General features: G+C 54.1%; 12 protein-coding genes. 3 read left to right on the top strand and 9 right to left on the bottom strand.

The genetic code is table 11. From position 1 onward, the window contains the following. Nucleotides 1-22 precede the first annotated feature (22 nt). From htpG to P9L94_06065, 9 genes are all read right to left on the bottom strand, one after another. Complete coding sequence (gene htpG, locus P9L94_06105) at nt 23-1,906, bottom strand: molecular chaperone HtpG (protein MDP8243634.1); 1,884 nt, start codon at nt 1,904-1,906, stop codon at nt 23-25. Between the two features lie 128 nt (nt 1,907-2,034). Further along, nucleotides 2,035-2,895, bottom strand: coding sequence for a glycosyltransferase family 2 protein (locus tag P9L94_06100; GenBank protein ID MDP8243633.1), 861 nt, complete (start codon nt 2,893-2,895; stop codon nt 2,035-2,037). After that, the gene (locus tag P9L94_06095; protein MDP8243632.1) at nt 2,895-3,770 is read right to left on the bottom strand and encodes a hypothetical protein; all 876 of its coding nucleotides are present in this window, start codon (nt 3,768-3,770) and stop codon (nt 2,895-2,897) included. The genes P9L94_06100 and P9L94_06095 overlap by 1 nt, the downstream gene beginning before the upstream one ends. Continuing rightward, entirely contained in the window at nt 3,767-4,924 is a 1,158-nt protein-coding gene (locus P9L94_06090; GenBank protein ID MDP8243631.1) for a DNA cytosine methyltransferase, read from the bottom strand. Before P9L94_06090 ends, P9L94_06095 begins: the two co-directional genes overlap by 4 nt. Before the next feature lie 244 nt (nt 4,925-5,168). Next, nucleotides 5,169-5,576 carry a very short patch repair endonuclease gene (locus P9L94_06085; protein MDP8243630.1) on the bottom strand — a complete coding sequence of 136 codons (408 nt, stop codon included), beginning with the start codon at nt 5,574-5,576 and terminating at the stop codon, nt 5,169-5,171. An 18-nt stretch (nt 5,577-5,594) separates the two neighbouring features. Continuing rightward, nucleotides 5,595-5,915, bottom strand: a complete 321-nt coding sequence (locus P9L94_06080; protein MDP8243629.1) for a HigA family addiction module antitoxin — start codon at nt 5,913-5,915, stop codon at nt 5,595-5,597. A gap of 349 nt (nt 5,916-6,264) precedes the next feature. Beyond that, nucleotides 6,265-6,939, bottom strand: a complete 675-nt coding sequence (locus P9L94_06075) for a uracil-DNA glycosylase (GenBank protein ID MDP8243628.1) — start codon at nt 6,937-6,939, stop codon at nt 6,265-6,267. A 22-nt stretch (nt 6,940-6,961) separates the two neighbouring features. Continuing rightward, nucleotides 6,962-8,215, bottom strand: coding sequence for a DNA methyltransferase (locus P9L94_06070; protein MDP8243627.1), 1,254 nt, complete (start codon nt 8,213-8,215; stop codon nt 6,962-6,964). A gap of 106 nt (nt 8,216-8,321) precedes the next feature. Continuing rightward, nucleotides 8,322-9,446: an enolase C-terminal domain-like protein gene (locus P9L94_06065; GenBank protein MDP8243626.1), complete on the bottom strand. Its 1,125-nt coding sequence runs from the start codon at nt 9,444-9,446 to the stop codon at nt 8,322-8,324. A 188-nt stretch (nt 9,447-9,634) separates the two neighbouring features. Between P9L94_06065 and P9L94_06060 the strand changes: the two genes are divergently transcribed. The 3 genes from P9L94_06060 to P9L94_06050 all read left to right on the top strand — a co-directional run bounded on the left by P9L94_06060 (nt 9,635) and on the right by P9L94_06050 (nt 13,137). Then, on the top strand, nt 9,635-10,378 hold the full coding sequence (locus tag P9L94_06060; GenBank protein ID MDP8243625.1) for a hypothetical protein: 744 nt from the start codon (nt 9,635-9,637) through the stop codon (nt 10,376-10,378). Nucleotides 10,379-10,504: 126 nt separating this feature from the next. Further along, on the top strand, nt 10,505-12,154 hold the full coding sequence (locus P9L94_06055) for a WecB/TagA/CpsF family glycosyltransferase (protein ID MDP8243624.1): 1,650 nt from the start codon (nt 10,505-10,507) through the stop codon (nt 12,152-12,154). A gap of 8 nt (nt 12,155-12,162) precedes the next feature. Further along, entirely contained in the window at nt 12,163-13,137 is a 975-nt protein-coding gene (locus P9L94_06050) for a GNAT family N-acetyltransferase (protein ID MDP8243623.1), read from the top strand.

Genomic DNA, 13,137 nt, shown 5'->3' with positions numbered 1-13,137 from the left:
GAAACAGAATTGGTTCGGCTGATTATTTTTTTGCGCCCAGCGCTTTTTCTAAAATGGCGTGGCTGCGTTGAATCAGCGTCTGCGGCTCGGTTTCTAGCCCGGCTGCGAGGCGCGCTGCATCAAAAATTTGCTCGGCGGCCGTCGTGAGAAACGCTTCCTCTGCGTTTTCCTTCTTTAACTCTGAAAGTCGAATCATCAGCGGATGCTTGGGGTTGATCTCTAAGTTGTGCGTCCCGGCGGCGGGCATCTCCTGGTTCATGCTTTTCATGATGCGCTGCATACTGGTGGTGAAATACGAGTCGGAATTCACCAGGATCGCCGGGCTATCGACCAACCGCTTTGATTCACGCACGGCGCCGACGCGTTCGCCCAAGACGCTCTTGAACCAACCCGCCAGGGTTTCGGTTTGTTCTTTGTCTAAGCCCTTTGCGCCGTCTTTGTTGTCGTCTTCTTTTGGTTCTGGCAAATCGAGGTCGGCCTGGTCGGCGGAGACAAACGCCTTGCCGTCGAATTCACGCAGCCCATTGAGGACGAACTCATCGGCGGGGTCGTGCAGGAACAGCACTTCAGTTTTGCTGGCGCGGAATGCTTCCATGTAGGGGCCTGCTTCGATGGATTTGCGGTTGACGCCGAATGCGTAATAGATTTTGTTCTGGTCGGTTTTCATGCGGGCGGCGTAGTCTATCAGCGAGATGCGCTTGCCGGCTTCTTCGTTAGACGATTCAAAGCGCAGCAACGGCGCCAGCGCGTCGCGGTGTTCAAGATCGACGGCGACGCCTTCTTTGATGAAGCCGCCGAACTGTTCCCAGAACTTGGCGTAGGCTTCGGCGTCTTTGTTGGCTTCTTCATTCAAAAATTTGATAAAGCGTTTGGTGACGACGGTTTTCAGTTTTGTTACCAGCGCGTTGTTTTGCATGGACTCGCGCGAGATATTGAGCGGCAGGTCTTCGCTGTCGACCACGCCTTTCACAAAGCGCAGCCAATCGGGCAGGATGGTTTTTGATTGCTCCTGGATGAGCACTTTTTTGCAATAGAGATTGACGCCGGGGTCGAGTTTGCCGAAGCCCATTTTCTCGAAATTCTGCTGAGGAACGAAGAGCAGGGCGTTGATCTGCAAGGGCGCGTCGGCGGAGAAATGCAGGCGGAAACTGGGTTCGGTGTGCTCATTGCCGATGAATTTGAAAAACTCGTTGTATTCATCGTCGCTGATTTCGTTTTTGTTGCGCGTCCAGACTGCTTGAACGGTATTGACCTTTTCGTCGTTGAGATAAATGTCAAACGGGACGAAGTTTGAGTATTGTTCGATCACGTTTTTGACGCGGTCTTTGGAGGCGAACTCGTACGCGTCTTCACGCAAATGGGCGGTGATGCGGGTGCCGCGCGACAAGGCGGGAGCGGGGCCGATCTGGTAGGAGCCGGTCCCTTCGGAGCGCCATTCGATGCCGCCTGCGTCGGGTTGGGCGGAACGGCTTTGTACGGTGACGCGGTCCGCCGCCATGAAGACTGAATAAAACCCGACGCCGAATTGACCGATCAGTTGGGCGTCGCCGCCGCTTTCTTTGAGTTTTTCAATAAATTCACGCGAGCCGGAATGGGCGATGGAGCCGAGGTTTTTCACGGCTTCTTCTTCGCTGAGGCCGATGCCCGCGTCGGAAATCGTGAAAGTCTTTTTCTCTTCATCGACATTAATGCGAATTTCGAGCGGCAGTTCCGCGTCGGCGATGTCCTGGTTTTGCAATTGTTCGTAACGCAGTTTCTCAAGCGCATCGGCGGCGTTTGAGATCAGCTCGCGGATGAAAATTTCGCGATGGGTATATAGAGAATGAATGACGATGTCGAGCACCTGCTTGACGTCGGCTTGAAACTCACGGGTTTCTAAATTGGGCGTTTGTGCGTCCTGGTTCATGATCGTGTTCCTCCAACAACAAAATGATCTAGCAGCCGAATATTGTACTTTGATCTGAGCTAGAGTGAATGAGAGCGGATTTTGTCGTCGTTTCTAGAAAATGGCGGATTGAGTTTTTTTAACGGTCTCTATCGCCCTCTGCGGATGGACGCGAGCTGGTCGGCCAACACGCCGAAGAAGAAAACGATGACGCTTGAGGTCAGGCACAACACCGCGCCGCTGGGGATATTGAACTCGCGCATCAGGTTCCAGGCGCCATAGCCCAGGCCCGTCAGAAACAAGACGGCGCTGATGGGCAGAAACACTTTGAGCGGGTTAAACAACGCCGCGATGCGGATGATGAGCAGTACGGTACGCAGGCCGTCGCGCAACGACACCGAGCTGCGCCGCCCCTGGCGCGGGCGCGTCTGGATGGAGACAAAGCCGACGCGGTAGGCGTCTTTCATCATGGCGAGAGTCAGCGTTGTGGTGAATGAAAAGGCGTTGGGCAAGATGCTGATGTATTGCAGCGCGTCTTGTTTTTTGAATACGCGTAGGCCGGAGTTGACATCGTCGGGGGTCTCGCCGACCAGGAACCCGGCGAACCATTGCAGAAAGGCTTTGCCCGGCATCCGCGAGGCGTATTGAAAGGATTTACGGTCGCGCGCGCCGATGACGGAATCGTACCCTTTCGCCAATTCATCTAACAATCGAACGATGTCGGTCGGGTCGTGTTGCCCGTCGGCGTCCATGATGGCGATCCGTTCGTGCTTCGCTTGCCGAACCCCCGTCTTGAGCGAGGCGCCGTAGCCTTTTTGCTTCCATTGGCGGATCACGGTTGCGCCCGCCGCTTGCGCTCGCGCAGCGGTATCGTCATTGCTTCCATCGTCAATGACGAGAATTTCGATCTCTCGCCCCGATAAGGCCTCGCGTACGTTCTCGACAACGGGGGCGATTGCGTCGGCTTCGTTCCAAGCGGGAATGACAAGGGTCAGTGGTTCAGCGTTCATTAGCGCGCCCGTTTCAAGGTCGTCCATTTGGTAACCATGAATTCATCGCCGTCGCGGGTCAAGCGGCTGCGGCGTTGAATGTCGTTGTCTTGCATACGCGCCTCGATGCGCACATCGACCACATCATTCGCATCGCATTGAAACGCGCGGTGCATCGCGGCAATCAGGCGCACTTCATGGAGCCGCCACGATTGCGGTTCGGGATTATTGCGTGGATCGGGAACGCTGCGCGGAAACAGGTAAAAACACGGCGGGGGCGCGTTGCGGTCTTTGAAACGAAGCGCGACGCGCGGTTTCTCGCCGGACAATTTAAGACAAGGCCGCCCGGCGGAACCGCACACCATATCCCACACGATCAAGCCGTCGACGCGTTGTTTGTTTTTGATGATCTCCGCGCCCAGGCGGGTGTGGATGCCGGACTTTACATTTTTACGCGGATCGGCGCCGGGGTTTTGGCATAGCGACCAGATGATAAATTCGTCCGCCTGCGGAGGGCGTTCGAAGATGTTTGTATTATTGCCGTCGAGGCAGCCCTTGGTTTCGACGACGCTGCGCCAGCCGTCCGGCATGACGACTTCATAATCAAAGCGTTCGCCCGCGCCGGTGGACGCCCAGGATTGAATTTCACCTGCTGTTTGTAATTGATTAAAAACGGCTTCGACAAACTCGCGTTTATTCACCATCGAGGCGGCGTTGGTCCCGCGCAGGCTTTCGATGGCGCTGTTGAAGATGCCCGATTCCCAAAATTCTTTAATGGGTAAGCCGTGGTCGCCAACTTGCGGGGCGATGTCTTTAAGGGCTTGAGCGTACGCCTGAACGGCCTTGCGGCGCGTCGCGTTGAGTTCACAAAAGACAATCGGCTGCTCGTCGCTCATGATGCGCCTTTCAACATAGGCTGCGCTGCTTTAGCCAGCGGCGTGAGAATGTGCGTATCCAGCCAGGACACAGCGGGCACGATCAACCCGTCGCCCATCAGATGATACGCTTCGTTATACGCCTTGGGCAATTGGTAATCGTCAGGGGCGCCCATCAGCCGCGCGGCTTCACGAGACGACAACAGGCGCGAACGGATTTTCTTGCCCTCGACGATGAGCAGCGTCTGGCGGCTGGAACCGCCTGCCGGGGTGCGTAGGCATCCGCTGACGCCGTCGAAGCGCACCTCGGCGCGTTGCACGCTGACGCCGTCTTCATTTCGGCGGGTGCGTTTGTAAACCGCGCCGACGACGCGCTTGCCAGACGCCTGCGCCTGTTTGAGTTTTTCGCGGTTCACGGGGCTCATTTTGTCGAGCAAGATTTTCGTCTCTTCCCGCGTATGCCAGGGCACGTCCGGCGGATTGTCTTCGAGGCAATCCATCAAGGTTTGCGTACGAGGCGGTGGCGTGGGCAGGTTCCACCACAACCAATTGGTTTGAATAGAAACGTCGGCGCGTTCATAGGCGGTTTGAATTGACGCGGGCCGCCATAAATCTGTCGGGGCGCCAGTAAGCAATTTTTTAGGAACCTGCATTTCGTCGCGAACGGCGATGAGAAACAAGCGCGGGCGCGACTGCGGCGTGAAATGGACGCCGTCGACCAGCAACGGCCCGACCTGATAGCCTGCTTCGGTCAGAACTTGCAGCAATGATTGAAAATCCTTGCCGCTGTGCGAGGTGAGTGCGCCCGCGACGTTTTCAAGCACGATGATCGGCGTGGGGCGCCCATCGCCGATGAGTTGCAACATTAAATCCCAAAAGGGCCAGAACGCGCCGCTGCGTTTGGAGCGCAGCCCGCCGCGTTGCCCTGCGAGTGAGAGGTCTTGGCAAGGGAACGACCCCCACGCCATCGAGGCGCGGCCTGGGAGTTCGTCGAGCGTCACCTCGGCGACGTCTTTGCAGAGCAGGTGGTTGCCGTTGAAATTTTCGGCGTAGGCGCGCGCTTTTTTGGGGCTGTTGTCGTTGGCGAACCGGCAGCGCCAGCGCGGCTCCAGGCCCAGGCGCGCCATGCCGCCTCCCGCAAAAAACTCGTAATAGTCAAATCGCTTTCGCGCCATTTTTTGTTTGATATTTAGTTTGAATCCCAAAAATTCTGCTTTTTTACAGAACTGATCGCTAACGATGTAGCGCTTTTGGGTTCCTCCCCCAAAGATTGGGGGAGGTTAGGAGGGGGTTGATAATGAATAGGTGTGGTTAAGTAATTTTGACCAAACCAACCCCCCTCTAACTCCCCCCCGAACTTCAGGGGGAGAACATAAACTTCTCCCGTTTTGTTGGACGCCCGGTTAAGGGAACGTAAAATCAGTCCGCCAAAAAATCGCTAATTCTCGATTGTAGCGTATCGTAATCGCTTAACTGACATTCCCAAACGACCAGCACACTCCAACCGAGCCGTTTGAGGGCGCGGCGGTGTTTTTGGTCGCGTTGTTTGTTGCGGTCGAGTTTGGCGGTCCAGTACTCTTGATTGGACTGGGGGCGGCGGCGCCCGTGTTTGCAGCGGTGGCTGTGCCAGAAGCAGCCGTGGACGAAGATCACTTTACGCAGCCGGGGAAACGCCAGGTCGGGCTTGCCGGGCAGGTCGGCGCGATGCAGGCGAAAGCGGAAGCCCAGTGAGTGCGCCAGCCGCCGCACGATCATCTCCGGCTTGGTGTCTTTGCTGCGCACCCGCTGCATGGTCTTGCGCCGCTGGGTTGGAGTGAGATTGTCCATGAGTTAAAAGAGAATACTTTACGGCGTCGTCGCCATCGGTTCTTCATATCGAAACGGGATTACTCGTTTTTCAATTTCTTTTCCTTTTTTCGCCCTTGCGATTTCAAGATCATAATGTTGTTGCAAATTCAACCAGAATTCCGGGGTGGTTCCAAAGAATTTGTGAAGACGCAGCGCCATAGGCGCCGTAATGCCTTGTTTGCCTGAGATAATCTCGCTAATACGGCCTGGACTAACGCCAATGCTTACGGCGAATTGCCTTTGTGAAATATCTAACGGCTTGAGAAATTCTTCTTTAAGAATTTGACCGGGTGTGATTGGTTCCAGTTTTTTCGCCATTGTGGATACTCCTTTAAGAATGATAGTCCGTTATGTGAACGTCTTGTGCTGCATCATTTTTCCACCGAAAACAAATGCGCATTTGAGCATTAATTCGAATCGACCACCATTCTTGTTTTTTTAAATGGAGTTTTTCTAAACGGTTTCCTGGTGGGATTTTAAGGTCGATAATGTCGTGCGCCGCATTTAACATTTTCAATTTACGTCTTGCAGTTGATTCAAATGCCCGCCATTTATATACGCTCTCATTATGAAATAAGCGTTCTGTGTCTTTGCAAGAGAAACTTAAAATCATGATTTATTATATTCCGTAATGCGGAACGGGGCAACTGGGTGTTTTGTATAACTGCTACTTCAGCCCGAGTTCTTTCATCACCAGTTGCAGGTCAGACCAGGCTTTGTGTTTGTCGGCTTCGCTGCGTAAGAGATAGGCGGGGTGGAAGGTCGGCATCAGTTTGACGCCGTTGTATTCATGCCACTGACCTCGCATACGCGAGATGGGCGTTTGGACGCGCAGCAGCGTCTGTGCGGCGAACTTGCCGAGCGCAACGATCACCTTTGGCTGAATGATCTGCAACTGCTTGACCATGAACGGCTCGCAAGTCGCGATTTCATCCGGCTCCGGGTTGCGGTTATTGGGCGGGCGGCATTTGATCACGTTGCAGATATAGACGTCGTCGCGTGACAGCCCCATCGCGCTGATCATCTTGGTCAACAGCTGCCCCGCCTTGCCGATGAATGGGACGCCCTGTTTATCTTCTTCAAAGCCCGGCCCCTCGCCAACGAACACCAGTTGCGCCTCGGCGCTGCCCGCGCCGAATACCACCTGCGTACGGCCCTGTTCGCACAACTTGCAGCGGGTGCAGCCGCGCAAAGCCTCGTCCATCTGATTGAGCATGTCGGCCTTGCCCTGCATCGAACTCAGAACGCTGGCATCTGCGTAGACGGAGTCCAAACCCAGCGCTTTGAGTTGTTCGAGAAAGAGACGCAGGCCGTCTGGGTATGAAAGTGTTGGTTCGCTCATGGTTCTATTATGAAGAAACGCCTCAGGCTTGCAAGACGAAGATTTCGCGTTGGACGAATTGGTTCGGGCGCGCATAAAGCAGTGTGGCGCGGCCCGTCGCGGGTTGAAAGCCGTTGCCGGGATCAAGAATGGTGTAGCCCATCAGGCGAATATCGCCCAGCATGTTGATTTTGATATGCTCTTTGCGCCCCTGTACGGCGAAGCGCGGCAGAATAAACACCACCCGCGCGCCGGGGCGTACGACGGTGCGGATTTCAGCCAGTGCGCGGGTGTAAAATCCGCTGAGTTGGGCGATCACTTCGCCGAATTTATCTTCTGCGAGAGGTTTTCGTAGGGGCGGGCCGAGGTCAGGCTCGCTGACGCAGGCGTCGAAAAAGAGAGGCTCAAACAGTTCGCGCAATTTGTGTGCGTCGCCTTCGATGACGTGGGGCGGCTCGCCCAGGCCAAAGCGGGTTTGCAGCCACACGCCGTTGATGGAAGCGTCTTTAATCGCCTTCGGGCTTTTATCAACGCCGATCGAATGAAGCCCCATCAGCGCGGCTTCCATGAGAACGCCGCCGGAACCGCAGAACGGGTCAAGCACCATCTCTGTTTCGGGTGTACGCGCCAGATTGAGCATCATACGCGCCAGTTTGGGCGGCAACATGCCCGATTTGGCGTCGCGTTGCGGTCGGCCATAGTCGCGGTTGGAAAACGCTTCGTAATCTTGCAGCCACTTGGTTTGCGCAATGGTCACGCCGCGTTCGGGGTCGGCGTGAAAAAACCACTCGCCGCCGCGTTTGAATAAATGGTTGCGGTCGACCTGTGCGCCTGACAAAGTCAGGTTATCGCCTTGCGGATCAGGCAAGACGAATCGCGAGGAAACGTCGCGCTCGCCGAGAATACGTTTTAATGCGCCCGCCGCGTCATGCAGCAGTCCATATACCTTACGTTTGCCGCCCCAATGCGATGCGTCGCCAATCAGGGAAAATCCCAACACCACTTTTTCCAACGGTTCATCCGACTGAAATAACGGAGTCTGAATTAATTCGGCGGCGATGGTATCGGGCGTGAGCGCGTCGTTAGCCAAGTGAGAGAGGCATTCGGCAAAACGGATCGAACCGCCCAATTGCTCGCACAATGTACGCACGACGCCATCACCTTCGGCTTCGGCGAACACCGCTTCGCCCCGGCGTTCTTGAATGCGCAGGGGCGACCCCATACGCAGGTTGACCGCCGTGATTTCGGCGGCGGAAAGGTCGGTGTTGCGTCCAAGTTGAATCAGATAATTCGGCATAGAGTGGTTCTCGAATTCTGTGCGTTTAGCGCGCCCGCAGCCTGCCTGCCGCAGGCAGGGGGAAAGTTAAATGTGAACCTATTTCTAAAAGTCACTATAAAAAAGATTAGCGAGGCTCCGAAATAATTTCAGTAATTTTTGTTTCGTCTACATCGACGCCGAGTCCTGGTCCGGCAGGGACGGGCATGGCGCCGTCAGTTTGAATGAGCGGCGTTTTGAGAACGCTATGCGCTAAAAATTGCGGGCCGTTTAATGCCGCAGGAAAACGCAGTCCAAAGGCAGCGTATAACGCCAGCGTCGCAGAGAGCGACACGTCAGGATCGGTCAGGCCGCTGCCTAAAAATAGCAGCCCGGCGTCTTCGAGAATCTCGACCTGGCGGCGGGCGGAGCGCAGTCCGCCGCAGCGGGCGGGTTTCATGGCGACGCCGTCGAGCAGATCGAGCCGGATCCATTCGATCAGGTCGCGCGGCGCGATGACGCCTTCATCTAAAATAATCGGCAACGCGCTTTGGCGCCGCATGCGTTGATATCCAGCGATTTGGTTGGGGCGCAACGGTTGTTCGAGCACGTCCACGCCGATGTCCGCTAATTTAGGGGCGATGCGCAGCGCCGTCGCGAGTTCGTAACCGCCGTTGGCGTCCGCCCATAAGAAACCGTCGGGCACGCGTTTTTTCACGCGGCGGCAGAGTTCGAGATCGTACGCGGGGTCTGGCGCGACTTTGACGTTGAAGTTGCGATAGCCGAGGTTCCAACCTTCGTCGATTAATGCGTCGAGATCGTCTAATGAGACAGGGTTCAATGTCCAACTGAGAGTCATCGTTCCGCCGCTGGCGCGTCCCCAATATTGAGCGAGCGAAAGGCCTTTTGATTTGCAGATGAGGTCGTGCAGCGCCATATCAACGCCGGATTTTGTGATTGGCGCTCCCGTGGTGAAGCCCGGCGCCAGCGCTTTGTTCATAATCAGATGGATGCCGTTGAGGTCGAAGGCGTCCAGCCCGATGAGAACCGGCGCGAGGTAATTGCGGATGGCAAAGGTTGCGCCTTCGAGGGTTTCGTCGCTCCAGGCTTGCACGGGCACACTCTCGCCCCAGCCGACGGTTCCGTCATCAGCGGTGATCTTAACTAACACCGCTGGACGGCCCAGCGGTTTGCCGTCGGGGCTTTCAAAAAATTTGAATCGTCCACGGGTTGGATAACGTACAGGAAACGCCTGAATGCGCTCGATTTTCATTACATTCACCTCGCCGGATAGTTTATCGCCGAAGCGTCTTGCATCTAAGCGGCGTGTTATAAACCCGGGCTGGGGCGCAACTCTCTTCGCTTCGGTGCGGGCTTGCCGCCTCGATCCACTCTTATGTGATATGATGAATTAGTTAAATATTTGTGCGTATCATAAGTGATTCAAAAGGATGATTCATTATGCTTAAAAAATTCTCTCCTGAAGCGATTGAGCAGATGAAATACTATGTTTATCTTTACATTAATCCTGATACAAAAGAAATTTTTTATGTAGGAAAAGGAAAAGGGAATCGTGCTTTTTCTCATCTTGAAGACAAAAAGGAATCAGAGAAAGCGCAATATATCGAAGAAATAAGAAATCGTAATGCTGAGCCTGAAATAGAGATTCTAGTCCATGGGTTTGATGATGAAGAAACAGCGTTAAGGATTGAGGCAGCGATAATTGATTTACTCGAGCCAGTTAATCTTACAAATCAAGTTAGAGGACACAAAAGCATAACTCATGGACGCATTAGCGCCGAATTGTTAAACGCAAAATATCTGCAAGAGGATGTTGTAATTGATGATCCTGTAATCCTCATTCGAATTAACCAAATGTTTTATCATGGCATGCCGCATAACGAACTCTATGACGCAACGCGGCAGTATTGGGTTGTTGGTGAACGCCGAGAAAAAGCAAAGTATGCCCTTGCTGTATATCATGGAATTGTCCGTGAAGTATATGCAATTCATTCTTGGCATCCTGGTGGGACATTTTTTTCATGTAGAGATGAAGGCAAACCTTGGGAACTGTACGATGAAAGATACGAGTTTATTGGCAATATTGCGCCAAAGAAAATCCGAAATAAATACCAATACAAATCTGTTTCAAAATATTTCTCTAATCATTCTCAAAATCCAATTACGTATGTGAATATTGATTAATAGCGCCGTAGGATGGGTTCTGAATTCATCGGAAGCCGTTTTTGCCGCCCGCCAATTTCTTTAAACGACGTTAGAGTGATTCCCTTCCTTTGTACTTGCCTGAAGCGCCTTTAGAATGGGGCTGTTATGGAACGTGTAGAAATTCTCGGAGTTGAGATCGACAATTGCAGCAAGGCGGAGGCGCTGGAGCGCGTCCGTGAAATGCTGCGTTCGGGCGCGCCTCACCAGATCGTGACTCCCGCCGTTGAACAGATTATTCTCACCCGCCGCGATGCAGAATTTCGCGAGGTGGTGCGTAACGCCGACCTGGTTGTGCCCGACGGAATGCCGGTGGTGTTTGCCTCGCGATGGATGCGCGCTCCGCTCAAAGAGCGTATCACCGGAGTCGATCTGGTTCCTGACTTATGCCGTTTGGCGGTCGAAGAAGGCGGTTCGGTGTTTTTGTTAGGCGGCGAAGAAGGCGTGGCCGAAGCAGTTGCGCAAAAACTGTCGAATGAAATTGATGGTTTAAAAATCGCCGGGACCTATTTCCCCCCATTTGGTTTTGAAGAGGACCCCGAAGAATTACGTAAGACCATTGACGTTGTAAAAGCCGCGAAGCCTTCAGTTTTATTTGTTGCGTTGGGCTGCCCCAAACAAGAGAAATGGATCACAAAATTTAAGGACGAACTTGGCGCTCCAGTGATGATTGGCATCGGCGGTGCGTTTAATTTTATCATTGGCCGCGAAAAGCGCGCTCCACAATGGCTGCAAAAACTCGGCCTCGAAAGCGTGTACCGCTTCGGACAGCGCCCCGGCGAAATCTGGAAGCGCATCTTACGCAACGCGCCGTCGTTCTGCTTGTTGTATTTTGATCTGTTAACCTATCGCATCCAGAAGCGCATCACCCAATGGGTGCGTCCTATGCTGTTAGGCGTTGTGGATGCTTTGCTCGCTGCGTGTTCGTTTGTGCTTTCCTACTGGGCGTATTTTCGCAGCGGCTTCTTCAGCGATACTGATCCGTTTCCCAACGCGGCGCTGTTGCAGATGCCGGCCTATAGCGATCTGCTTGCCTTCGTCGCCCTGATTGGAATCGCCGGGCCTGCGTTGTGTCGTCTCTACGCCCGCGACAAATATATGGAGCCGCGCGATGTGGCGTTGCAAACCGCAAAAGCCGCAATGTTGAACGTGTTTCTGCTCATTGGCGTACAGTTCGTGTTTAAAGACATCTACCGCGAAATCTATAGCGAGTATGGATTTTTGGGGTATTCACGCGCGACCTTTGCATTTTTCGGCGCGTTCAATTTCGCGTCGCTGGCGCTGTGGCGGTTTGGGTTTCGTTGGTTAGAACATGGGCTGCATTGCCGCGGCCTGAGCCTGGACCGTATCCTGATCGTGGGGCGCACCCCTTTCGCGCAACAACTCGCGAAGGACATGCTGCAACGCCCGGAGTGGGGCAACCGCCCGCTAGGGTTCGTCGTGAATGAAACGGTCGAAATGGATGAAGCCGGGCCTGTGCCGACGTTGGGGCGCGTTAGCGATTTGAAGCGCTTGCTGCCTGCGCGAAAAATTGATGAGGTGTTGGTCGCCGACCAGGATTTACCGCTGCTCGAACTCGCCGAAGTTGTCCGACTCTGCCGCCAACATCGGGTCCAACTGAGCATCATCCCTTCGCTGCATGAACTGTTGGGCGTCTCGTCAGAAGTGAAGCGGCTCGGCGGCGCGCGGGTGATTACCGTATCGCTCGACGGTTCGCTCGAAGCTATGATTGAACGCAAAGAAGGGCCAGTCGAATGAGGCTGCGGGTGGATCGATGTGAATTCGGCCCCAGTGAGAGCCTCCATTCGGCGTGGCAGTCGGTTCTCAAGGCAAAATCGTGTTATTCATATTTTCAAACGCCGCACTGGTCGAAAATTCTGAGTGCTTCGTTGCCTGAATCCACTATGCAGCCCGCATGGTTCACATTTAGCGATGGCGTCGAAGCCGTGCTGCCGTTGTTTTCCAGCCGAAAGCGCTTTGGATTTCATAAATTGGAGTCGCTGCCGTGGGGCGTGTACGGCGATTTGCTAAGCGCGTCGCCAATCACTCACGATCACCGCGAAGCCGCTGCGAAAAAGTTGCTTTCGTTTCGTGCGCCGATTTTTGAATGCAGATTCAATCCGTTGGATGTGGGCGTATCCGGTGCGTTAAGAACCCACCCTACAGATAACGACGCTACATTTGACGTAACAAAATATACCAAACAAACGACGCATATCTTAGCGGTTCCTGATAACGTGGATGCGCTCTGGTCGAAGTTTCAATCGCGCAACCGGTCAACCATCCGGCGGGCGCGTGAGGAAGGCGTTACGGTCCGCGCGGGGAGTGATGAAAGCGCGGTTCGCGCCTTGCAGCGTTTGTATCAGGTCGCGCAGAACGAGTATTGGAGCGGCGTCGAAACCGTCCCTACGCAATTTTTTGACGCGCTAGTTCATCATCCTGATGAGCGTGTTCAGGTTTGGCTGGCTGAATATAACGGCGAAGTCATCGCTGCCGATTTAGTGCTCTATGGAAAACAGGAAGCGCAATATTTTGTTGGAGCGTCAAACCGGGAACACTCAAAATTGAATGCGCCGCGCGCGTTGATGGCGTCGATTTTAGAAGACGCGTGTGAACGAAAAATTTCGCATTTCAATTTTGGCGGCAGCGCCGGACAATCAGGCGTTGGGCAATTTAAAGGCCTTTTTGGGGCGGAAGAGAAAGACTATTTTTGTTACCACCGGAAATGGTTGCTGGGGTGA

It is taken from the genome of Candidatus Hinthialibacter antarcticus, from assembly GCA_030765645.1.
In the GTDB taxonomy this organism is placed as follows: domain Bacteria; phylum Hinthialibacterota; class Hinthialibacteria; order Hinthialibacterales; family Hinthialibacteraceae; genus Hinthialibacter; species Hinthialibacter antarcticus.
The sequence above is the reverse complement of the archived record's forward strand: the minus strand, read 5'-3'. Positions and strand labels throughout refer to the sequence as shown.

Bases quoted from the DNA above. Each gene is read 5' to 3' on its own strand.
- htpG (MDP8243634.1), bottom strand. From the start codon at position 1,906: ATGAACCAGGACGCACAAACGCCCAATTTAGAAACCCGTGAGTTTCAA.
- P9L94_06100 (MDP8243633.1), bottom strand. From the start codon at position 2,895: ATGAACGCTGAACCACTGACCCTTGTCATTCCCGCTTGGAACGAAGCC.
- P9L94_06095 (MDP8243632.1), bottom strand. From the start codon at position 3,770: ATGAGCGACGAGCAGCCGATTGTCTTTTGTGAACTCAACGCGACGCGC.
- P9L94_06090 (MDP8243631.1), bottom strand. From the start codon at position 4,924: ATGGCGCGAAAGCGATTTGACTATTACGAGTTTTTTGCGGGAGGCGGC.
- P9L94_06085 (MDP8243630.1), bottom strand. From the start codon at position 5,576: ATGGACAATCTCACTCCAACCCAGCGGCGCAAGACCATGCAGCGGGTG.
- P9L94_06080 (MDP8243629.1), bottom strand. From the start codon at position 5,915: ATGGCGAAAAAACTGGAACCAATCACACCCGGTCAAATTCTTAAAGAA.
- P9L94_06075 (MDP8243628.1), bottom strand. From the start codon at position 6,939: ATGAGCGAACCAACACTTTCATACCCAGACGGCCTGCGTCTCTTTCTC.
- P9L94_06070 (MDP8243627.1), bottom strand. From the start codon at position 8,215: ATGCCGAATTATCTGATTCAACTTGGACGCAACACCGACCTTTCCGCC.
- P9L94_06065 (MDP8243626.1), bottom strand. From the start codon at position 9,446: ATGAAAATCGAGCGCATTCAGGCGTTTCCTGTACGTTATCCAACCCGT.
- P9L94_06060 (MDP8243625.1), top strand. From the start codon at position 9,635: ATGCTTAAAAAATTCTCTCCTGAAGCGATTGAGCAGATGAAATACTAT.
- P9L94_06055 (MDP8243624.1), top strand. From the start codon at position 10,505: ATGGAACGTGTAGAAATTCTCGGAGTTGAGATCGACAATTGCAGCAAG.